The sequence below is a fragment of the Curtobacterium salicis genome (assembly GCF_011759505.1).
In the GTDB taxonomy this organism is placed as follows: Bacteria; Actinomycetota; Actinomycetes; order Actinomycetales; family Microbacteriaceae; genus Curtobacterium; species Curtobacterium salicis.
In genome coordinates this window covers 667,203-687,676 of record NZ_JAAOYO010000003.1, presented here as the reverse complement: position 1 = coordinate 687,676, position 20,474 = coordinate 667,203, and the positions used below count along the sequence as shown (strand labels likewise).

At 65.6% G+C, this 20,474-nt stretch carries 18 protein-coding genes, 1 tRNA gene and 1 pseudogene; 10 read left to right on the top strand and 10 right to left on the bottom strand.

The features are described from left to right. Positions 1-29: 29 nt before the first annotated feature. Entirely contained in the window at positions 30-266 is a 237-nt protein-coding gene (locus E9228_RS11800) for a DUF1059 domain-containing protein (protein WP_166780724.1), read from the bottom strand. Between the two features lie 81 nt (positions 267-347). Further along, positions 348-1,226, bottom strand: coding sequence for a sigma-70 family RNA polymerase sigma factor (locus E9228_RS11795; protein ID WP_166780723.1), 879 nt, complete (start codon positions 1,224-1,226; stop codon positions 348-350). A gap of 104 nt (positions 1,227-1,330) precedes the next feature. Here E9228_RS11795 and E9228_RS17690 point away from each other — a divergent pair. The 5 genes and pseudogenes from E9228_RS17690 to E9228_RS11770 form a co-directional block, all read left to right on the top strand. Then, positions 1,331-1,546: pseudogene (locus E9228_RS17690) on the top strand (RNA polymerase sigma factor); the annotation flags it as partial. A gap of 124 nt (positions 1,547-1,670) precedes the next feature. Then, on the top strand, positions 1,671-1,895 hold the full coding sequence (locus tag E9228_RS17120) for a hypothetical protein (protein WP_252727984.1): 225 nt from the start codon (positions 1,671-1,673) through the stop codon (positions 1,893-1,895). A 180-nt stretch (positions 1,896-2,075) separates the two neighbouring features. Then, entirely contained in the window at positions 2,076-3,641 is a 1,566-nt protein-coding gene (locus E9228_RS11780; RefSeq protein ID WP_166780722.1) for a type I restriction-modification system subunit M, read from the top strand. A 5-nt stretch (positions 3,642-3,646) separates the two neighbouring features. Continuing rightward, positions 3,647-4,849 (top strand): restriction endonuclease subunit S, encoded by a 1,203-nt coding sequence (locus E9228_RS11775; RefSeq protein ID WP_166780721.1) that lies wholly within the window; start codon positions 3,647-3,649, stop codon positions 4,847-4,849. Continuing rightward, the gene (locus tag E9228_RS11770) at positions 4,846-7,971 is read left to right on the top strand and encodes a type I restriction endonuclease subunit R, EcoR124 family (RefSeq protein WP_166780720.1); all 3,126 of its coding nucleotides are present in this window, start codon (positions 4,846-4,848) and stop codon (positions 7,969-7,971) included. The genes E9228_RS11775 and E9228_RS11770 overlap by 4 nt, the downstream gene beginning before the upstream one ends. 321 nt (positions 7,972-8,292) lie before the next feature. Here the strand turns inward: E9228_RS11770 and E9228_RS11765 are convergent, their stop codons facing one another. The 3 genes from E9228_RS11765 to E9228_RS11755 form a co-directional block, all read right to left on the bottom strand. Next, positions 8,293-9,501: a hypothetical protein gene (locus E9228_RS11765; RefSeq protein WP_166780719.1), complete on the bottom strand. Its 1,209-nt coding sequence runs from the start codon at positions 9,499-9,501 to the stop codon at positions 8,293-8,295. Beyond that, positions 9,486-9,974, bottom strand: coding sequence for a DUF4365 domain-containing protein (locus tag E9228_RS11760; RefSeq protein WP_166780718.1), 489 nt, complete (start codon positions 9,972-9,974; stop codon positions 9,486-9,488). The genes E9228_RS11765 and E9228_RS11760 overlap by 16 nt, the downstream gene beginning before the upstream one ends. A gap of 730 nt (positions 9,975-10,704) precedes the next feature. Further along, positions 10,705-10,794 (bottom strand) — tRNA-Ser (locus E9228_RS11755). 142 nt (positions 10,795-10,936) lie between these two features. Between E9228_RS11755 and E9228_RS11750 the strand changes: the two genes are divergently transcribed. Together E9228_RS11750 and radA are read left to right on the top strand one after the other, a co-directional pair. Continuing rightward, positions 10,937-11,905 carry an SGNH/GDSL hydrolase family protein gene (locus E9228_RS11750; RefSeq protein ID WP_166780717.1) on the top strand — a complete coding sequence of 323 codons (969 nt, stop codon included), beginning with the start codon at positions 10,937-10,939 and terminating at the stop codon, positions 11,903-11,905. 9 nt (positions 11,906-11,914) lie between these two features. Next, positions 11,915-13,276 carry a DNA repair protein RadA gene (gene radA / locus E9228_RS11745; RefSeq protein ID WP_166780716.1) on the top strand — a complete coding sequence of 454 codons (1,362 nt, stop codon included), beginning with the start codon at positions 11,915-11,917 and terminating at the stop codon, positions 13,274-13,276. Between the two features lie 45 nt (positions 13,277-13,321). On the opposite strand, the gene E9228_RS11740 is transcribed toward radA, so the two are convergent. Next, positions 13,322-13,705, bottom strand: a complete 384-nt coding sequence (locus tag E9228_RS11740; protein ID WP_110904437.1) for an SseB family protein — start codon at positions 13,703-13,705, stop codon at positions 13,322-13,324. Positions 13,706-13,778: 73 nt separating this feature from the next. Next, positions 13,779-14,066, bottom strand: a complete 288-nt coding sequence (locus E9228_RS11735; RefSeq protein ID WP_111045024.1) for a hypothetical protein — start codon at positions 14,064-14,066, stop codon at positions 13,779-13,781. A gap of 195 nt (positions 14,067-14,261) precedes the next feature. Here E9228_RS11735 and E9228_RS11730 point away from each other — a divergent pair, with 195 nt between their 5' ends. Beyond that, the gene (locus E9228_RS11730; protein ID WP_166780715.1) at positions 14,262-15,368 is read left to right on the top strand and encodes a fatty acid desaturase family protein; all 1,107 of its coding nucleotides are present in this window, start codon (positions 14,262-14,264) and stop codon (positions 15,366-15,368) included. A 122-nt stretch (positions 15,369-15,490) separates the two neighbouring features. After that, entirely contained in the window at positions 15,491-15,697 is a 207-nt protein-coding gene (gene cspE / locus E9228_RS11725) for a transcription antiterminator/RNA stability regulator CspE (protein ID WP_065963953.1), read from the top strand. A 137-nt stretch (positions 15,698-15,834) separates the two neighbouring features. Here the strand turns inward: cspE and E9228_RS11720 are convergent, their stop codons facing one another. Both E9228_RS11720 and E9228_RS11715 read right to left on the bottom strand, forming a co-directional pair. Next, positions 15,835-16,536: a hypothetical protein gene (locus E9228_RS11720; protein WP_166780714.1), complete on the bottom strand. Its 702-nt coding sequence runs from the start codon at positions 16,534-16,536 to the stop codon at positions 15,835-15,837. A gap of 64 nt (positions 16,537-16,600) precedes the next feature. After that, positions 16,601-17,143 carry an amino-acid N-acetyltransferase gene (locus E9228_RS11715; protein WP_181421642.1) on the bottom strand — a complete coding sequence of 181 codons (543 nt, stop codon included), beginning with the start codon at positions 17,141-17,143 and terminating at the stop codon, positions 16,601-16,603. Between the two features lie 120 nt (positions 17,144-17,263). On the opposite strand from E9228_RS11715, the gene E9228_RS11710 reads away from it, so the two are divergent. Beyond that, positions 17,264-17,716, top strand: a complete 453-nt coding sequence (locus E9228_RS11710; protein WP_166780713.1) for an SRPBCC family protein — start codon at positions 17,264-17,266, stop codon at positions 17,714-17,716. A 75-nt stretch (positions 17,717-17,791) separates the two neighbouring features. Here E9228_RS11710 and E9228_RS11705 read toward each other — a convergent pair whose 3' ends face one another. Next, complete coding sequence (locus tag E9228_RS11705) at positions 17,792-20,311, bottom strand: ATP-dependent Clp protease ATP-binding subunit (RefSeq protein ID WP_166780712.1); 2,520 nt, start codon at positions 20,309-20,311, stop codon at positions 17,792-17,794. Positions 20,312-20,474 lie beyond the last annotated feature (163 nt).

The window sequence follows — 20,474 nt, the reverse complement described above, 5'->3', positions numbered from 1 at the left end:
GTGACCGGCGCTGGCCCGACTCGTGCCCGTCACGTGCTGGGGAGCTCCGCGAAGGCACGCTTGACGCCGGCGTACCAGTCGAGCGACTTCTTCGGGTGCCGCCACCGGCCCTTCATCTCCTCTCGCGCATCGACGTGCGCGTGGCCGCCCGCCGTGACCGCGTCCTTCAGATGCCGGTCCTGGGCCTTGATCACGTCGTCCGCGGTGGTGCCCCGGTGCTCGAGCGCGCAGGGTCCGCCCAGGTCGCGGCAGGTCATCGTCTTCATCGTGTCCTCGTCTCCGGGTCCACCTCGGCGGTGGCCCTCACCTCATCGACGTCGCAGCCGCCGAGGATGTGACCGTCGAGCTCACGGTGCCGCAGCCCCGGGCGTGTCGCCAGCGGCCTGGAGACGGACGACGCCGGCCAGGACCTCCGGCTCCGCGCAGAAGACGATCGCCTCGACCGCGCCGTCCACGACGGTGAAGTCGAACCCGACCATCGCCTGCCCGTGGTGGAACCACGCCGCGCCCGGCCGCCCCCGCACGAGTGCCGGGAGTGCTGCGCGGGCGCTGCCGTCGAAGAAGTCCGCGACCGCCTCCCGACCGTCGATCCGCTCCGGGGTCCCCAGGGCGATCGCAGCAGCGTCCGCGCGCACACTCGCCCCCGGGGCGAGCAGCGAGAGCAGACGCACGAGGTCGCTCCCCCGCGCCGCTGCCATGAACGCATCGACCACCTGCCGATCGCTGCCGGCCGCGCCGCTGTCCGCGTCGGCCAGCTTCGCGCGGGCCCGGGACGCCAGCTTGCGCGCCGCGGCGGGCGTCCGCCCGAGGATGTCCCCGATCACGTCGAACTCGAAGGCGAAGGTCTCGTGCAGCACCCACGCAACACGCTCGTTCGGAGTCAGGCGGTCGACCACCACCCCGAGCGCCTGACCGACCGCGTCCCGCTGCTCGGCAGAGCTCTCGGGGTCGGGCACGGAGCGACCGACTGCCGTCAGGTCCTGCACGGCCGAGTCCTCGCGCAGCTCCGCCGGGACGGGGATCCGCGCCCGCAGGCGGTCGAGGCACAAGCGCGTCGTCACGGTCGTCAGCCAGGCAGGGACGTTCTCGATCCCGGCCGCGTTCTCGTGCAGGCGGATCCAGGCGAGCTGCACGATGTCCTCCGCCTCGTGGCGGTCGTCGAGGATCCGGCTGGCGAGGCCCGTGATCCGGTGGCGCTCGCCTTCGAAGACATCGGCTTGTGTCACCGACTCACCATAGGCCCGGTGCTGGAGCTCGTCAGCGGGAACGTGGTGTTACGTCGGGGCCAGAACGGGCACGTACTGGGTGACCCCGAAAGATCGGAGCACCAGTGTCCATCGATTCGACCGCGGAGTTCGAGGCGTTCTACGCCGAGACCTTCCGCGATGTGCAGGCGTTCGTGCGACGCCGAGCGCACCCCATGCTCGTGGAGGAGATCCTGAGCGAGACCTACCTGGTCGCCTGGCGTCGTCGCGCAGACGTCCCTGCGACGGCACGCGCGTGGCTGTTCACGGTCGCCCGGAACCAGATGCTCTCGGCCCACAGAGGTGTCCGGCGGCAGCGGGACCTCCACGTCCGACTCAGCACTGAACCGGGTCCGGACCACGTCGAGGACGGCTCGGGCGGCGTCATCGAAGCAGCTCCCCAAGCAGGCGCTGACCCATGGGGTGGTGTACCCGTTCGTCAAGAAGGTGGCGCAGCAGCTCGGTGTGCACATGACAACCGGCATCTTCGCCAAGGGGGTGGCGAAGGTGGTTCCCGTTGTGGGCGGCGTGCTGTCGGGTGGTTTGACGCTGGCGACGTTCCTGCCGATGGCGAAGCGGCTGAAGAAGCACCTTGCGAACCTCGAGGTGACGACAGCAGGGACACCGTCGGCACCAGACGCAGCCAGCTGAGGAAGCAGTCGCTGCGAGCCCCTTCCAAGTGGGTGAGCGTGCAGCTCGGGCCGTGAGACAGCTGCCCGACTGGGAGAATAAGAACACTGACGAGCGCGCCTGGCGCTGCGTCGTCATCATGGTCCGCTTGAAGTGGATCCAACAAGCACCGCCCAGCGTGGGCCGAGGAGATCGAAGTACATGGCACCGACCACGAAGGAAGCGCAGCGCGCAGAGCTGCACAAGACGATCTGGCGGATCGCAAACGATCTCCGCGGCTCCGTGGACGGGTGGGACTTCAAGTCCTACGTCCTTGGGATGCTCTTCTACCGGTTCATCTCCGAAAACCTCGCCGCGTTCATCGACAAGGGCGAACACGACGCCGGTGACGCCGACTTCTCCTACGCGGCCCTCCCCGATGAGCAGGCGGAAGGGATCCGCCACGACACAGTGTCGGAGAAGGGCTTCTTCGTCCTCCCCTCGGAGCTCTTCGTCAACGTCCGCCGCCGAGCCAGCCGGGACGACAACCTCAACGAAACGCTCGACCGGGTGTTCAAGCACATCGAACGCTCCGCGCTCGGCACCGACAGTGAGCACGACCTCAAGGGCCTCTTCGACGACCTCGACGTCAACAGCACCCGCCTCGGCAACACCGTCGCCAAGCGGAACGAGAAGCTCGTCAAACTCCTCGGCGCAATCGGTGACCTGCCGCTGGGGAAATTCCAGGACAACTCCATCGACCTGTTCGGTGACGCATACGAGTACCTGATGCAGATGTACGCATCCCAAGCCGGCAAGTCTGGCGGCGAGTACTACACGCCACAGGAAGTCTCCGAAGTCCTCGCTCGCATCACCGTGATGGGGAAGACCCGGGTGAACAAGGTCTACGACCCTGCTGCCGGGTCCGGGTCGCTGCTGTTGAAGTTCGCGAAAGTCCTCGGGAAGGACAACGTCGGCGGGTTCTACGGTCAGGAAATCAACCTGACCACCTACAACCTCGCACGCATCAACATGTTCCTCCACGAACTCGACTACGAACGGTTCGACATTGCCCACGGAGACACCCTCATCGACCCGTACTTCTGGGACGAGGAACCCTTCGAAGCGATCGTGTCGAACCCGCCGTACTCGATCAAGTGGGAAGGTGACGCGAACCCGCTCCTGATCAACGACGAACGCTTCGCCCCAGCCGGTGTCCTCGCGCCGAAGTCGAAAGCGGACCTCGCGTTCACGATGCACATGCTGTCCTGGCTCTCCGTGAACGGCACTGCCGCGATCGTCCAGTTCCCCGGCGTGCTCTACCGGGGCGGTGCGGAGCGGAAGATCCGCCAGTACCTGATCGACAATAACTACCTCGAAGCCGTCATCCAACTCCCACCGGACCTGTTCTTCGGCACGACCATCGCGACCTGCATCATGGTCCTCAAAAAGTCCAAGACCGACAACCAGGTCCTGTTCGTCAACGCATCGGCGGAGTTTACCCGGGTCGGGAACAAGAACAAGCTCACCACCGACCACCAACAGAACATCCTCACCGCCCTCCAGGAGCGGCAGAACGTCGATCACTTCGCAACCCTCGTCCCCAATGAAACCATCGGCGGCAACGAGTACAACATCGCCGTGTCGTCCTACGTTGAAGCCGAAGACACCCGCGAAACCGTCGACATCACGACCCTCAACGCCGACATCGCCCGAATCGTTGCCCGCCAAGCCGAGCTGCGCATCTCCATCGACGCGATCGTTGCGGACCTCGAGGGCACGGCATGAGCCGTGTGACGGACCTCATCGACGAACTCGCACCGAGCGGAATCACCTATAAGCCACTGGGTGAGCTATGCACCGTATTTAACGGCTACGCATTCAAGTCCGATCAGTTCAACTCAGAGGGAATCGGACTCCCCCTAATTCGAATACGTGATGTGAACACGGGACTCTCCGACACTTTCTTCTCCGGCGAATACGATGCACGGTGGCTTGTCGAGCCGGGCGACATTCTCATCGGGATGGATGGAGACTTTCGCGCCAACCGCTGGAAGCACTCTCGCGCTCTGTTGAACCAGCGAGTTTGCCGCCTCCAGGACTTCTCCGAAGAATTACTACCCGCCTTTGCCTTCTACCAAATACAAGGCGAACTTGACCGGATTCAATCTTCGATCGGGAGCTCGACCGTAAAGCACCTTTCGTCGCGAGAACTTGAGCGCACGCCAGTTCCGGTGCCGCCGGTCGAGGTGCAGCGGGAGATCGTGCGGATCCTGGACCAGTTCACGGAGCTGGAAGTGGAGCTGGAAGCGGAGCTGGAAGCACGACGACGTCAATATTATCACTACCAGACAGTAGTATTCTCACTTTCCGATCAAGCGCCCTACGTTCCACTGGGGGACGTTATTTCCGGCCTCCGGACTGGCCTAAACCCCCGGCAGAACTTTCGACTGAACACTCCAGACGCTAGGAACTACTACATCACGGTCCGCGAACTTGGCGGCTTCGATGTAGTCCCTACAGCAAAAACCGATCGGGTAAATGACGACGCGCTAGCGACCATTCAGAATCGGTCAAGACTCAAAGCGGGTGATGTACTGTTCTCCGGAACAGGGACAATCGGGCGGACGGCTCTTGTGCCGGACGGGGAGATCGGTTGGAACGTGAAGGAAGGCGTATACGTTTTGACACCCGTTCCCGATAAAATCAGTGCCCGCTTCTTGATTCATCTTCTGCGTACGCCCTCGAACAGAGAGCGGATCATGGCCGCCGCCGATGGATCGACTGTAGCGAGCGTCTCTATGGCGTCTCTCCGGAACATTTCCATCCCCTTGCCGGAACTGAGCGTGCAGGCCCATATTGTCGCCGTCCTCGACAAGTTCGAAGCGCTTGTGAATGGCCTGAACGTCGGCCTCCCCGCCGAGCTCGCCGCCCGCCGGAAGCAGTACGAGTACTACCGCGACAAGCTCCTGACGTTCGAGGAGGCCCCGGCGTGAGTGACGCGGCGGCGCAGAAGTATGACCCGATCGCTGTCTCGGCCGAAAGCACGGTTGTTGCTGAGTACCTGGCGGATGCGAAGCAGGCGGCGGCGTACCAGTCGGAGGCCGCGCTCGAGGCGGAGCTGGTCTGCCTGTTGCAGTCGCAGGCATACGAGTACCTGCCGATCACGTCGGAAGAGCAGCTCATCGACAACCTCCGTACCCAGTTGGAGGCGTTAAACGGGATTGTGTTCTCGGATGGCGAGTGGTCGCGGTTCTTTGACACGTGTGTCGCGGGGAAGACCGACGGGATCGTGGAGAAGACGGTCCGTGTGCAGGAAGATCATGTGCAGGTGTTGCGGCGGGACGATGGTTCGACGAAGAACGTGATGCTGCTGGATAAGCAGCACATCCACAACAACCGCCTGCAGGTCATCAACCAGTATGAGGTCGACCAGGCCGACTCGGCCTTCGAGGGCGGTGCGGGGGCGCGCTACGCCAACCGGTACGACGTCACTGTCCTGGTGAACGGGTTGCCGATGGTGCACATCGAGCTGAAGCGCCGCGGTGTCGATATCCGGGAGGCGTTCAACCAGATCGACCGGTACCAGCGGGACAGCTTCTGGGCCGGCAGTGGGCTGTTTGAGTACGTGCAGCTGTTCGTGATCAGTAACGGGACGCTGACGAAGTACTACTCGAACACCACCCGCAGTCAGCACCTCAAGGACGGGCAGAAGCCGGGGCGAGGTCGGAAGACGTCGAACTCGTTCGAGTTCACGTCCTGGTGGGCCGACGCGCAGAACAAGCCCATCCAGGACCTGACCTCCTTCGCGCGAACCTTCTTCGCCAAGCACACCCTGCTGAACATCCTGACCCGATACTGCGTCCTGACCGCTGACCGGCTGCTGCTGGTGATGCGGCCGTACCAGATCGTCGCCACGGAACGGATCCTGCAACGCATCGGCATCGCCACCACCTACAAGCAGCTCGGCACCACCGCTGCCGGCGGGTACGTGTGGCACACGACGGGGTCAGGGAAGACGTTGACGTCGTTCAAAACCGCGCAGCTTGCCTCGCAGTTGCCGGGGGTGGATCGGGTGGTGTTCGTGGTGGACAGGAAGGACCTCGACTACCAGACGATGCGGGAGTACGACCGGTTCCAGAAGGGCGCCGCGAACTCCAACACCTCCACCGCTGTCTTGAAGTCCCAGCTTGAGGACCCGGCCGCGCGGATCATCATCACCACGATCCAGAAGCTGTCGAACTTCATCGTCGGCAACAAGACCCACCCGGTGTATGACTCGCACACGGTGCTGATCTTCGACGAGTGCCACCGGTCCCAGTTCGGGGACATGCACACCCAGATCACGAAGGCGTTCAAGAAGTACAACCTGTTCGGGTTCACCGGCACCCCGATCTTCGCCGCGAACTCCGGTAGCGGTGGGAACCCGCTGCTGAAGACCACGGAGCAGGCGTTCGGGGAGAAGCTGCACACGTACACGATCGTCGACGCGATCACCGACCGGAACGTGCTGCCGTTCCGCATCGACTACGTCAACACCCTCCGCGTCGGTTCGGTGGTCGACAAGCAGGTGTCCTCCATTGACACTGAACGGGTTCTCCTCGCTCCGGAGCGAGTGTCCGACGTCGTCGGGTACACGCTGGAGCACTTCGACCAGAAGACCCGCCGCGAAGCCGGGTACGAGCACTCCGTCGTCACGAACGTCGCTGACGCGACCCGCACCCGCCGGCAAGCGGAAGCAGTGCGCCAGCGTAAGCGCGTCCGGGGGTTCAACGCGCTGTTCGCGACCGCGTCGATCGACGCCGCCCGCAGCTACTACGCGGAGTTCCAACGCCAACAGCAGGACCTGCTGCCGGCGAAGCGGTTGAAGATCGGGCTGATCTACTCCTACGGCGCGAACGACGCCGTCGGCGACAGCGCTGATGACGGGCTACTGGATGATGAGGCGTTCGACACGGATGCGCTCTCCGGCGACGCGCGGGGCTTCCTTGAGGACGCGGTCCGGGACTACAACAGGTTGTTCGGCACCAGCTACGACACCAGCGCGGACAAGTTCCAGAACTACTACAAGGACCTCTCCCAGCGGTTGAAGAACCGGGACCTGGACCTCGTGATCGTGGTCAACATGTTCCTCACCGGCTTCGACGCCACCACCCTCAATACTCTCTTCGTTGACAAGAACCTCCGCGCCCACGGCCTCATCCAGGCGTACTCCCGCACGAACCGGATCCTGAACTCGGTGAAGACGTACGGCAATGTCGTCGCGTTCCGGGACCTCGAGGACGCCACCAACGAGGCGTTGGAACTGTTCGGCAACAAGGACGCCCGTGGCGTCGTGCTCCTCAAGCCCTACGCGGACTACTACGGCCAGTACGCCGAGCAGACGCAGGAGCTCCTGACAGGGTTCCCGCTCGGGCGGCCGATCGTTGGGGAGGGTGCGGAGAAGGCGTTCATTCAGCTGTTCGGGCAGATCCTCCGGCTGGAAAACATCCTGGCCTCGTTCGACGACTTCGCCGGGCATCAGATCCTCACCGACCGGCAACGGCAGGACTACCGCAGCGTCTACCTCGACCTGCACGCCCAGTACCGGCAGACCGCCGCGGCGGACAAGGAGATCATCAACGACGACGTCGTGTTCGAGATCGAGCTGATCAAGCAGGTTGAGATCAACGTCGACTACATCCTGATGCTCGTTGGGAAGTTCCGGCAGGAACACGGGGACGGCGACGACCGTGAGCTCCGCGCCGAGATCACCCGCGCCATCGACGCCAGCCCGACCCTGCGGAACAAGAAGGACCTCATCGAGGACTTCGTTGATTCCGTCTCCGTCGACGGCGCCATCGACGACGAGTGGCAGCGCTACGTCGCCGCGAAACGCGACGCCGAACTCACCCAGATCATCGACGAGGAACGACTCCGTCCCGATGCTGCTCACGCGTTCGTCGATCAGGCGCTACGCGAAGGAGCCCTCCGCACCGCGGGAACCGCGATCACGACCGTGCTCCCGCCGGTATCCCGGTTCGCCGGCAGCAACGGCCACGGGGCGACCAAGCAACGCGTGATCAACAAGCTGACAGCCTTCTTCGACCGGTTTTTCGGACTCAGCACCGACACGTGATCAGAGCCGCTTCTCGTCGCGAGGCGCCGTCCATTTCAGACGACCCGGTCGTGCGGTATCACCGCCGCCTAGTTTCGCCAATTAGCAGACAGCCGATCTCGTCTCAGACGCTCGGGTCCGGAAAATCTCGACTCTTGACGAGTATCGGCTTCTTGCATCATCTCGCCGATTACCGTTGTCTACTGCACGATAGTTAGAATTTGCCTGCTGCAGCGGCGCGCACGTTCGACAAATCTGCTGTAGCGTGAAGCCAATGGCGCTAGAGAATCCATGCCCCTTTCACTTTTGTCAAGTTTGATCTGCCATTGATGCCGGGGCCCTTCAGCCAGCCGAATCATCGCGCTGTTGCTTAAACTCGAGGAACGATCGATCCACTTTCACCCGACTGGTTAGCGCCCAGCTCCGTTTCACCTTCTCGAGCACCCCCGACACGACGAAAGGCAGCTGCTGACGGTGAGCAGCAATTGCGTCGTCATAGTCCGCGCCAGACAGCTCAACCGTCACGCGCTTCCAGGATCCGTCGACATCAGCGCGAACGACAATCTCGCCTCTCTCCGCGTCATCGCCCCCGACTCGTTCCCCTCGCCGTAGCTCGACGACAGGGCCGGTGAGGGTGACTTCTCGCGGTGGCTCCTCACGAACCAGGCGGTCTTCGACTTTGTCAAGGAGCAGCACGGTCTCCCTCGAAAGCTTGATCTCGCTGTCTAAGTTCTCGCGCTGCGGCTCGATAGGCGCCCACTCGAAGGAGAGGTCGATCGACCGCAGACCCTCATTATTCCCCATAGAACGCAGCGCCTTAACCATGGGCAGCCGCATTCCGGCGCTGATAGCGTCATCTAAAGCGGGCGCGTCAGGCGCAGACTCGGCAATTTGTTTAGTGACATTGAGGCTGCGGGCAAGGGTGGTCATAACTTGTCGAGTGAAGCTAACAGGAAGACTATTGTTTTCTGATTGTTCGCCCGATTTCTGCAGCGCTTCAACTTCAGCACCCACATCATCGAGTCGAGCGGCAACGGTGATAATGAAACTTCCGTGCTTCGTGTGCCCCATGCGTACGTCGTCGTTGAGAAAATCGTTCACCGTCGCTGACGTGCGGCCACGGCCGGAAGCGAAAGGATTGTCAGCCGTGATCGCGGCTGAGCGAATCATGTCATCAATACTGTCGAGGAGCCCGGTCGCTTGTCGAAGCGGTATCGTCCCGTCTGCCATGTGTTGGTCGATGCGAACGAAAAAAAGGTCGGCACGGACCGCTGCAATTTGCTCGGCAAGGTCCGATACTCGCCAATCGTATGTGTCGCTGATTCGACTTATTGCTTGCTGCAATCGCAGGGTGTAATCTTCGAGTTGAGAGTTCCGTGGCAAAAGAACATGGGCGACTTGCTGACCCTCCGCACCGGGTTCACTCCACACTTGGGCGTATCCGAGGTTGGATTGAATAGTCCAGTTTTTGCTCGCAAGGAATTGAGCAACGCGTGAGTCGTCTAGGACTGCAGCGTATTCACCGAGCTCATCGGTCAGTGAGCGCGCCACTTGCTGGCCTCCTCCATCAGCTCGAGCAGAGTCGCAGGGGTCAACTTATTCACCTTCGGGACGTGCACGGTCTGGCTCTCCTGCGCTGCAATCGGGGCTGGCAGGTCGTGTCCCCAGAGGTAGTACATGTGGCTTCGAGCAAGGAGCCCGTCCATCGTCGCTTCGAGCCAGTAGCCGGCGTCTGCGTCCGTCACCAGGACGCAAAACAGGAACGGCGTGGCGCGCATGGTCTTGCGCATCTTCGAGATGTGGTGCGTGCTTAGCGACCAAGCAACCGTGTCTGCACGGTCCACCGCCTGTTGGCCGGTGCATTTGAGCTGGACGTCAATGCCGGTGTCAGACAGGTCGGGGTATTCAACCCGAGATTTGAGTGTTACATCCCGCACGTCGTAGTCCTGCCCCCAAGTTCCGACGTCCAGTCCCGTAGAGCTGGCGAGGAGGTGCAGGAACGCCTTACTGAGCTCTTCCTTCATCCCACCGAGTGGCATCGAACCGGGAGGGAGCTCATGCGATCGCACTCGCTCCGTCGCTGCCCCAACCCCCGCGTTGCCCATTGGATCATCCAACCATGGTCTTCGCCGTTCGCAGCGGTAATCAGCGTTGAGCGCTGAAATCAACGTCACGTTCCCGCGCGGCGCGGACTGCACTTCCGGTCCGTGCGGGTGCGTTGAAGACCAGTCGCGCTCGCACCTCGAGGTTGCAGGCTCCACGTCCACACAACACACACACCTCGTGCCACGGACGTGGTCGCCGGCCTTCGAAGGCAGAGATTGGCCGCGATCCGACTGCGTAACCTCCAGGCGGCATTGGCGGCGCTGCGCTCGGGTGTGCCTGGGGTACGGACTTCGCAGCGGTCGCGGTGTGGTTCCAGGGTCCCTCTGGGGCCGAGCCGCAGATCTCACCGCTGCTCCAGGTATGGTGCGGCGCCGATAGAGCAGCGCCGGTCGTGGAGCACTTTTAGACCGCAATCCGCTACGGGTCAGTGTCAAACCGGCACCGCAGCGTGGCCGAACACTACCCCCGGCACAGTCCAACGCAGTTCTGCCGCCGGCCTCGGAGGGAATCGGGTCAGGTACTTCGCTGCGGAGAAAAGCCCGGCCGCGTCAGCCGCAGTGGCGAGCGGTCTTCGCCAGATCTGCACCAGATCTGCACCAGAGCGGCTCCGGTAAACAAGAAAACCCCCGCCTGAACGGGGGTTTTCTGTGGCGGTACCGGTGGGATTTGAACCCACGGTGGAGTTGCCCCCACACATGTTTTCGAGACATGATCCTTCGGCCGCTCGGACACGGTACCGGGGAAGAGTTTACACGATCCGGGAGGCCCCCGGCGACACCCTGCACGCCTCCCCCTCCACAGGCGCGCACCTCCGGCGCCTCGTCCCCAGACCGCCACGACGGTGACCTCGATCCGAGGGTCCGCGCGTACCGTCTCCGGCATGAGAACGCGCACCCTCGTCGCCCTACTGTCCTCCGTCGCCGGCGCCGCCGTCGTCAGCGGAGCGGCGGGCTTCGGTGCGCGGGCAGGGATCCGCGGGCAGCGGGCCGCGTCGCAGCGCGTGGTCGACATGCTCCCGGTGCACGCCGACTGGTGGCGCGAACGACTGCACCACGAGGGCCAGCTGACGTACGTGGCGATCGGCGATTCGGCGGCGCAGGGCGTCGGCGCGACGGCTCCCGGCCGCGGGTACGTGGGGCTGCTCGCTCGTCGGATCCGGCACCGCTCCCGGATGACCGTGCGGGTCGTCAACCTCAGCGTGTCCGGGTCCACGACGTGGGGCGCGAAGAAGGACCAGCTCCCCAAGCTCCAGCACTTCACGCCCGACGTCTGCACGGTGTCGATCGGCGCGAACGACATCTCCGACTTCCACCCGGACAAGTTCGAGCGGAACATCCGGGCGATCTACGGCGCGGTCCCCTCGCACGCCATCGTCGCGGAGCTGCCGTGCATGTTCGTGCCCGACCGAGAGCGCAAGGTCGCGGTCGCGAACGAGATCGTGCACCGCGTCGCCGGCGAACTGGGGCTGACCGTGGCACCGCTGCACGAGATCACCAAGCGCGTCGGGCTCCGTCGGACCTTCTTCAACACGTACGGCGACCTCTTCCACCCGAACGACCGCGGGTACGAGATCTGGGCGAGCGCCTTCGAGCCCGCCGTCGATGCCCGGGTGGACACGGTCGCGGCGATCCGCCGGTACCTCTCCGCCCGTGAAGCCGAAGACCTCGGTCGTCAGGCCGGCGACGTCGCCCACGCCCGAGCCGAACAGGACACCGACGGCGCGGAGGCACTCGACACGGCGAACCGTCCGAGCTCGCTCGACCGGCTGCGCCACCGCGTCACCGGCTCGCTCCCGCTGCCCGGGCGGACCGGCGACGGTGAGCCGACCGATGTCGGCGGAGCGGCCTAACCTCGTCCCATGGCCCGCCCCCAGTCGTCCTACCGCTGCACCGAGTGCGGCTGGACCAGCATCAAGTGGGTCGGTCGCTGCGGTGAGTGCCAGTCGTGGGGAACGGTGGAGGACGCCTCCGCCGCGACGGCGAGCACCCGTGGCACCGCGTCGATCGCCGTCACCGGCAACCGCATCGCACGTCCGATCACCGAAGCCCGCAGCGGGTCCTTCCAGCGCTGGCAGACCGGCATCGGCGAGTTCGACCGGGTCCTCGGCGGCGGCATCGTCCCGGGTGCCGCGGTCCTGCTGAGCGGCGAGCCCGGTGTGGGCAAGTCGACGCTACTGCTCGAGGTGGCCTCCCGCGCTGCGGCGATGGGCAAGCGTGTCCTGTACGTCAGCGCGGAAGAGTCGGTCGACCAGGTCCGGCTCCGAGCCGAACGCACCGGGGCCATGCACGACGACCTGTTCCTGGCGAGCGAGGTCGACCTCGGCGTCATCCTCGGGCAGATCGAGCAGGTGCAACCGGACCTGCTCATCGCCGACTCCGTGCAGACGATCTCCTCCGCCTCGATCGACGGCATCGCGGGCGGCACGTCCCAGGTCCGCGAAGTCGCCTCCACGCTCATCCGGGTGGCCAAGCAGAAGGCGCTCCCGGTCCTCATCGTCGGCCACGTCACGAAGGACGGCACGATCGCCGGCCCGCGACTGCTCGAACACCTGGTCGACGTCGTCTGCCACTTCGAGGGCGACCGGCAGACCGCACTCCGCTTCGTCCGGGCGCTGAAGAACCGGTTCGGCCCCACCGACGAGGTGGGCTGCTTCGACATGGCCGGCGACGGCATCCACGAGGTCCCGGACCCCAGCGGCCTGTTCATGTCCCGCAACGCAGCCCCGGTGTCGGGCACGTGCATCACCGTCGCGATGGAAGGGCGCCGAGCCCTCCCGGTGGAGATCCAGGCGCTCGTCGTGCCGAGCTCCGCGCCGCAGCCGCGCCGGGTGGTCAACGGGGTGGACGCGTCGCGGGTGGCGATGCTCCTCGCGGTGTTGGAACGCCGCGCAGGCATCAAGCTGTCGGACGCCGACGTCTACGTCTCGACGGTCGGCGGCATGAAGCTCACGGAGCCGGGCGCGGACCTGGCCATCGTGCTCGCCCTCGCCAGTGCCGCACGTGACCGCCCCTACCCGCACACCCTCGCCGCGATCGGGGAGATCAGCCTGGCGGGCGAGATCCGTGCGGCGACCGGGGCGAAGCAGCGGGCGAACGAGGCCGGACGCCTCGGCTTCACGACCGTCCTCGGCGCCGACGCCGAGCACCTGCGCGAAGCGCTGCGGGTCGCGTTCTCGATGACGCAGTCACCACGAGAGCGTGAGCTCGACGCCGCGTTCTGAGAGCGGCGACCGTGTCCAGGGACCTGGACACAGCCTCCTGGCCGGTCAGGCGCGCAGCGCGGCCAACAGGTCCGCCGGCTCCGACTGCATCGTGTGGGGTCCGGCGATGTCGAAGAACACGCCCTCGAGCGAGTCGAGGTGTGCCGCCAGGAACTCCTCGAGTCGGGCGGCGTCGTAGACCATGACCTGCCGGAGCTTCTCGCCCGGCACCATCGCGGTGTACGCGTCAGCCGACGAGAACAGCAGCAGGATGCGCTTGTCCGAGTCCTCACGACCGAACACCCGGACCTGCATGTCCTTCTTTCCGGTGACGAGCCGCGGGACGATCACGATGTCGTTGCGCAGCGCGTACGCCACCGCAGCGACGTCCTGCTTCGCGAGGGCTTCCTCGAGCTGTTCACTCCGGAAGCGCTGTTCCTTCTCTGCCATCGCCCCTAGTCAAGCAGCACGCGAGTGCGCGCGGATCCGGTCAGGCCGTCGGGCGGCGGAGGACGGGACCGCTTCAGTGCACCCGGCCGGCCTGCACGGCATGCGTGCGGATGCGGAGGTCGGCGGCGAACTGGGTGGTCTCCGGACCGAGTTCGTCGTCGGGTGCCGACTGCACGAGGACGCCGATCGCCGGGGCGAGGATGAAGCTCGACGTCGCCGCCATGCCGTAGTCGTCGACCGAGGGGACGTCCACCCGGTCAGCGAGTCCGGACTGCGCCAGCGCGGTTGCGTAGTCGAGAACGGCGTACGCCGCCTCGTCGCTCGTCATGACCGAGGCGACCCCGTAGATGAGGTACTTCATGGCCCAGCCTTCCGTCGATGTCCTGGACGCTACGCCGCGGTCGCCGTGCCCGAGTCGCATGTCGTCCTGTAGACGCACTCAGCGGGCGCGCTTCGGGGCGATGTCCCAGGCAACATCACTACTTTCTCCCCAATCGCAGTCGCGGGAACTTCCGTTGCACGGCCGAAGGGCTGTTCCTGATGGGAAGCAGCTCTCATGCCAGCACCATCGCCCACCCTCTACCGCCCGACCGCTCCCCGGACTCCCGGAGCACCGACCCCGACGTCGACGTACAAGGACCTGCTCGAACGGGTCCGGACCGAAGGCCTGCTCGAACGCCGGACCGGCTTCTACTGGGCGGTCTTCGCCTCGCTCGTCGTCGCCACCGCAGCCACCCTCGGCGTGTCGGCTCTGCTCGGCGCGTCGTGGTTCCAGCTCATCCCCGCCGGGGTCCTCGGTGTCCTCTTCACGCAGTTCGCGTTCCTGTCACACGAGGCCGCTCACCGGCAGATCTTCGCCTCGCGCAAGTGGAACGACCACGCCGGACGCTGGATCGGTGTCTTCGTCGTCGGCCTGTCCTACTCGTGGTGGATGAACAAGCACAACCGCCACCACGGCAACCCGAACACCATCGGCAAGGACCCGGACATCGCCCCCGACGGCGTGGTCTTCATCGAGGAGGACGCCCAGCAGCGCCGCGGGTTCCTCCGGAAGCTCGCGATGGTCCAGGGGTGGGCGTTCTTCCCGCTCCTGACCCTCGAGGGCGCCAACCTGCACTGGCTCTCGGTCCGCGCCGTCGTCACCGGGAAGGCCGCGAAGGGCACCCCGCAGGAGCGTCGCCTGGAGGCCGTGCTGCTCGTCGCACGCTTCGGTCTGCTCGCCTGGTTCGTCTTCGCCGTGATGCCGCTGGGCCTCGGTTTCGCGTTCCTCGCGGTCCAGATGGCCGTCTTCGGTGTCATGATGGGAGGGTCGTTCGCGCCCAACCACAAGGGCATGCCGGTGATCGCCGAGGGAGCCAAGATAGATTTCTTCTCGCGTCAGGTCCGAACTTCCCGTAACATCACTGGTGGCGTGTGGGTGGACCACCTGCTCGGTGGTCTCAACCACCAGGCAGAACACCACCTGTTCCCGAGCATGGCGCGGCCCAACCTGCGTCGTGCGAAGGCCCTCGTGCGTGAGCACTGCGAACAGCACGAGGTCCCGTACACGGAGACTTCACTCTTCCGCTCCTACGGGATCGTCGTCCGGTACCTCAACCGGGTCGGTCTCGCAGCGCGCGACCCGTTCACCTGCCCGATGGTCAGTGCCTACAGATTGCACTGAACCTCTGATCTCCGTCACCCCGCACGATGCCGGGTGCCGCACAAAGCTCGTCGGCTTCGCCGTCGAAACCCGCGGTGGTGGAATTCTCTCGCCGCGCACGTAAGAAAGTAAGGAACGCCGAAATGGCTACTGGGACTGTCAAGTGGTTCAACAACGAAAAGGGCTTCGGCTTCATTGCGCCGGACGACGGCAGCGCTGACGTCTTCGCCCACTTCTCCGCGATCGGTGGCAACGGCTACAAGTCGCTCGAGGAGAACCAGAAGGTCGAATTCGAGATCACCGAGGGCCGCAAGGGCCCGCAGGCGGAGAACATCACCGTCATCGGCTGACACCGGTCTTCGCGAGCGCCGGGCCTGAGGAGCGATCCTCGGCCCGGCGCTTCGTCGTTCCCGGGGACGGTTCATCGCTCCGGGAGCGCGTCGTCGTCACCGGGGAGCGCACCCTCGTTCCGAGGGAGCCGAGCGTCTCAGCTCAGGACGAACTGCACCGACTCCGCCGAGCTGATCTCCCCGACCGCGACCTGCAGGTGGTAGCTGGCTCCCCCGGCCGTCACCGCGGCGCGTGCGGCGTCGCAGGTCGTCGTGGAGGACCGGGTGCGGTCCCAGGCGATGGCGGGCGTGGTGAGCTCCTGGCCGGCCTTCAGGGTGACGTCCTGGTCGGTGCCGCCGGTCTGGCAGTCCTTCGACGACCAGTACTGCTCCGTCCCCGAGGTGATGGTGAGCACCTGCTGCGCCGACCCGAGGTCCATGTGGCACGAGTTCGACCCCGTGTTCTTGATCGACATCGCGACCTGCGGGTCCTCGCCGGCTGCGTAGACGCGCTTGTCGAGCACCGGGGTGAGTTCGATCTGGTCGGTGTCACAGACCGCGCCGTCCTTCCGGGCAGCGGTAGACGGGGTCGGCGAGGGCTTCGGCGCGCCCGAGGCGACATCCGACGCGCCCGCGCCACCGGACCCGGCCGAGCCGCCGGACCCGGCGGACGGCTCGACTCCTGCCGAGGACGCTCCGGCACCCGGCGTCGGACCGGCCGCAGGGGCACCGTCGCCACGACCGACGACGATGAGCACGACGACGACCACGACGAGCACGAGGACCCCGAGCACCAGGGCGCGGCGACGCCAGTAGGTCCCCGGGCGCTCGGGGCCGACGGGGTGGCGGAACGACGACATGCGCACAGGGTAGACACCCGTGCGAGCCCGGAGGAGGACCCTCGCCGGGCGGTCGGTCAACCCGTCAGAGGATCTTCAGCATGCGGGTGTTGCCGAGGGTGTTCGGCTTCACGCGGGCGAGGTCGAGGAACTCCGCGACCCCTTCGTCGGACGACCGCACGAGTTCGGCGTACACCTCGGGCGGGACGACGGTCTCCCCGATCTCGAGGTACCCGTGCTTGGCGAAGAAGTCGACCTCGAACGTCAGGCAGAAGATCCGGGCGACACCGAGCTCGCGGGCGTCGTGTTCGAGCGCCTCGAGCATCCGGTGGCCGACGCGCTTGTGGATCCAGTCCTGGTCGAGGGCCAGGGTGCGGACCTCGGCGATGTCGTCCCAGAACACCGCGAGGGCGCCGCAGCCGATCGGCACGCCGTCCGGTCCTTCGGCGATCCGGAACTGCTGGATCGAGCCGTACAGGACGACGTTCTCCTTGCCGAGCAGGATCCGCCGGTCGACGTACGGTGCGATGAGCCGCTGGATGTGCGGCACGTCGGACGCGAGTGCCGGGCGCACCAGGATCCCGTGGTCGTCCCGTTCGGAGAAGGCGTGCCGTCCGTGCTCAGTCATCCGTACAACCCTACGTCGCCACCGTCACACGGCGTCACGGGGGACATGCACCGGGACGCTGCACAGGCGCACCGGCCTACCGTCCGAGGCACACCAGCACGACGAGCAGGAGGAGCAACCATGCCCCAGATCATCGAGACCGTCGACGTCAGCGTCCCCGTCCGCGCCGCCTACGACCAGTGGACCCGCTTCGAGGAGTTCCCCACGTTCCTCGACGAGGTCGAGAAGATCGTCCAGGTCGACGACACCACGACCGACTGGACCGTGAAGGTCGCCGGCCAGGAGCGGTCGTTCCGCGCCCTCATCACCGAGCAGCACCCGGACGAGCGCGTCGCGTGGACCGTCAAGGACGGCGACACCGAGCACGCCGGCGTGGTCACGTTCCACAAGCTCGGCGACACGGAGACCCGTGTCACCGTGCAGATCGACTGGGAGCCCTCGGGCATCCTCGAGAAGCTCGGCTCCGCGGTGGGCGTCGGCGGCCACGCCGTCAAGAAGGACCTGCAGAACTACAAGGAGCGCGTCGAAGCGGCCCCCACGGCCGACGGCTGGCGCGGTGACGTCCAGGCCTGATCCGCCTGAGCACCACAGACGGGAGGCCCGGTACCAGCTGGTACCGGGCCTCCCGTCTGTGGTGTGGCTGGCTGACTAGCCCTCGATCTCGCCGGTGGGCGCCTCGGGCGCCTTCTCGAGCGAGGGAGCGCCGGCGAGGACCTCTTCGCGGCCCGGCTGACGCCCGGTCTCGAAGGTGAACGCACCGTCGACGAAGTCGACCTTCACGTGGTCGCCCGCCGTGAGCTCACCCTGCAGGATGTGCTCGGACAGCTGGTCCTCGACCTCGTGCTGCATCGCGCGGCGCAGCGGTCGAGCACCGAGGGACGGGTCGAACCCGACCTTGATGAGCTGCTCCTTGGCCGACAGCGACAGCTCGACGGTCATGTCGCGGTCGAGCAGGCGGTCGGACAGACGCTTCACGAACAGGTCCACGATCTGCAGCAGCTCGGGCTGCGACAGCTGCGGGAACACGATCGTGTCGTCGACGCGGTTCAGGAACTCGGGCTTGAAGTGCTTCTTGAGCTCCTCGTTCACCTTGCCGCGCATGCGGTCGTACCCGACGGACGAGTTGCCCTCGACCTGGAAGCCCACCGGGCCACCCGCGATGCCCTGCGAACCGAGGTTCGTGGTCATGATGATGACGGTGTTCTTGAAGTCGACCACGCGGCCCTGACCATCGGTCAGACGACCCTCTTCGAGGACCTGCAGCAGCGAGTTGAAGATGTCCGGGTGGGCCTTCTCGATCTCGTCGAACAGGACCACGGAGAACGGCTTGCGGCGCACCTTCTCGGTGAGCTGGCCGCCCTCCTCGAACCCGACGAACCCGGGAGGGGCACCGAACAGACGCGAGACGGTGTGCTTCTCGCCGAACTCCGACATGTCGAGGGAGATCAGTGCGCCCTCGTCGTCGAACAGGAACTCGGCCAGGGCCTTGGCGAGCTCGGTCTTCCCGACGCCCGTGGGGCCGGCGAAGATGAACGAGCCGGAGGGACGGTTCGGGTCCTTCAGACCGGCACGGGTGCGGCGGATGGTCTTGGAGAGGGCCGAGATGGCCTCTTCCTGACCGATGACGCGCTGGTGCAGGGCCTTCTCCATGAAGACGAGACGCGAGGTCTCCTCTTCGGTGAGCTTGAACACCGGGATGCCCGTGGCCTGCGCCAGGACCTCGGCGATGATGCCCTCGTCGACGGTGCCGGACGCGGCGACGTCACCGGCACGCCACTGCTTCTCGAGGCGGAGACGCTCGCCGAGGAGCTTCTTCTCCTCGTCGCGCAGGCTCGCGGCCTTCTCGAAGTCCTGCTCCTCGATGGCAGCTTCCTTCGACCCGCGGACCGTCGAGATCTTCTCGTCGAACTCGCGGAGCTCCGGCGGCGCGGACAGGATCGACAGACGCAGGCGGGCGCCGGCCTCGTCGATCAGGTCGATGGCCTTGTCGGGCAGGAAGCGGTCCTGCACGTAGCGGTCCGCCAGGTTCGCCGCGGAGACGATGGCCCCGTCGGTGATGGACACCTTGTGGAACGCCTCGTACTTGTCGCGGAGGCCCTTGAGGATGTTGATGGTGTGGGGCAGCGACGGCTCGTTGACCTGCACCGACTGGAAGCGACGCTCGAGTGCGGCGTCCTTCTCGAAGTGCTTGCGGTACTCGTCGAGCGTGGTGGCACCGATGGTCTGGAGCTCACCGCGGGCGAGGAGCGGCTTGAGGATCGAGGCCGCGTCGATCGCGCCCTCGGCAGCACCGGCACCGACCAGCGTGTGGATCTCGTCGATGAAGACGATGATGTCGCCGCGGGTGCGGATCTCCTTCGTGACCTTCTTCAGGCGCTCCTCGAAGTCACCGCGGTAGCGGGACCCGGCGATGAGCGACCCGAGGTCGAGGGAGTAGAGCTGCTTGTCCTTCAGCGTCTCGGGCACGTCGCCCTTGACGATCGCCTGGGCGAGGCCCTCGACGACGGCGGTCTTGCCGACGCCGGGCTCACCGATCAGGACGGGGTTGTTCTTGGAGCGACGGGAGAGGATCTGCATGACCCGCTCCATCTCCTTCTCGCGCCCGATGACGGGGTCGAGCTTGCCGTCGCGCGCGGCCTGGGTGAGGTTCCGACCGAACTGGTCGAGGACCTGCGAACCCTGCTGCGCGTTCTGCTGCTGCTCGCCGCCGACCGCGACCGCTTCCTTGCCCTGGTAGCCGGACAGGAGCTGGATGACCTGCTGGCGGACCCGGTTGAGGTCGGCGCCGAGCTTCACGAGGACCTGGGCTGCGACACCCTCGCCCTCGCGGATGAGGCCGAGCAGGATGTGCTCGGTCCCGATGTAGTTGTGGCCGAGCTGCAGCGCTTCGCGCAGGGACAGCTCGAGGACCTTCTTGGCGCGCGGCGTGAACGGGATGTGCCCGGTCGGCTGCTGCTGGCCCTGCCCGATGATGTCCTGGACCTGCTCGCGGACGGCATCGAGGGAGATACCGAGCGACTCCAGCGCCTTGGCGGCGACGCCCTCGCCCTCGTGGATGAGGCCGAGGAGGATGTGCTCCGTACCGATGTAGTTGTGGTTGAGCATCTTCGCTTCTTCTTGAGCGAGGACGACAACACGACGGGCCCGGTCGGTGAATCTCTCGAACATGTGCTCTCCCTTGGCCCCGAACGAACCGGGGCCGACAGCCGGACTCGTGTGAGTCCGGTCACGTACATCGAGACTAACCAGCGCTCCCCGTCAGGGCTGCCCCTGTTCGCCGTGGGCGTGACCCCGTTGCGTGTGCCGCACAGCACGGTCTGGAGGCGCCTCC

Bases quoted from the DNA above. Each gene is read 5' to 3' on its own strand.
- E9228_RS11735 (WP_111045024.1), bottom strand. From the start codon at position 14,066: ATGAAGTACCTCATCTACGGGGTCGCCTCGGTCATGACGAGCGACGAG.
- E9228_RS11710 (WP_166780713.1), top strand. From the start codon at position 17,264: ATGCCCCAGATCATCGAGACCGTCGACGTCAGCGTCCCCGTCCGCGCC.
- E9228_RS11760 (WP_166780718.1), bottom strand. From the start codon at position 9,974: ATGAAGGAAGAGCTCAGTAAGGCGTTCCTGCACCTCCTCGCCAGCTCT.
- E9228_RS11705 (WP_166780712.1), bottom strand. From the start codon at position 20,311: ATGTTCGAGAGATTCACCGACCGGGCCCGTCGTGTTGTCGTCCTCGCT.
- E9228_RS11780 (WP_166780722.1), top strand. From the start codon at position 2,076: ATGGCACCGACCACGAAGGAAGCGCAGCGCGCAGAGCTGCACAAGACG.
- E9228_RS11800 (WP_166780724.1), bottom strand. From the start codon at position 266: ATGAAGACGATGACCTGCCGCGACCTGGGCGGACCCTGCGCGCTCGAG.
- E9228_RS11740 (WP_110904437.1), bottom strand. From the start codon at position 13,705: ATGGCAGAGAAGGAACAGCGCTTCCGGAGTGAACAGCTCGAGGAAGCC.
- E9228_RS11720 (WP_166780714.1), bottom strand. From the start codon at position 16,536: ATGTCGTCGTTCCGCCACCCCGTCGGCCCCGAGCGCCCGGGGACCTAC.
- E9228_RS11715 (WP_181421642.1), bottom strand. From the start codon at position 17,143: ATGACTGAGCACGGACGGCACGCCTTCTCCGAACGGGACGACCACGGG.
- E9228_RS11750 (WP_166780717.1), top strand. From the start codon at position 10,937: ATGAGAACGCGCACCCTCGTCGCCCTACTGTCCTCCGTCGCCGGCGCC.
- radA (WP_166780716.1), top strand. From the start codon at position 11,915: ATGGCCCGCCCCCAGTCGTCCTACCGCTGCACCGAGTGCGGCTGGACC.
- cspE (WP_065963953.1), top strand. From the start codon at position 15,491: ATGGCTACTGGGACTGTCAAGTGGTTCAACAACGAAAAGGGCTTCGGC.
- E9228_RS11730 (WP_166780715.1), top strand. From the start codon at position 14,262: ATGCCAGCACCATCGCCCACCCTCTACCGCCCGACCGCTCCCCGGACT.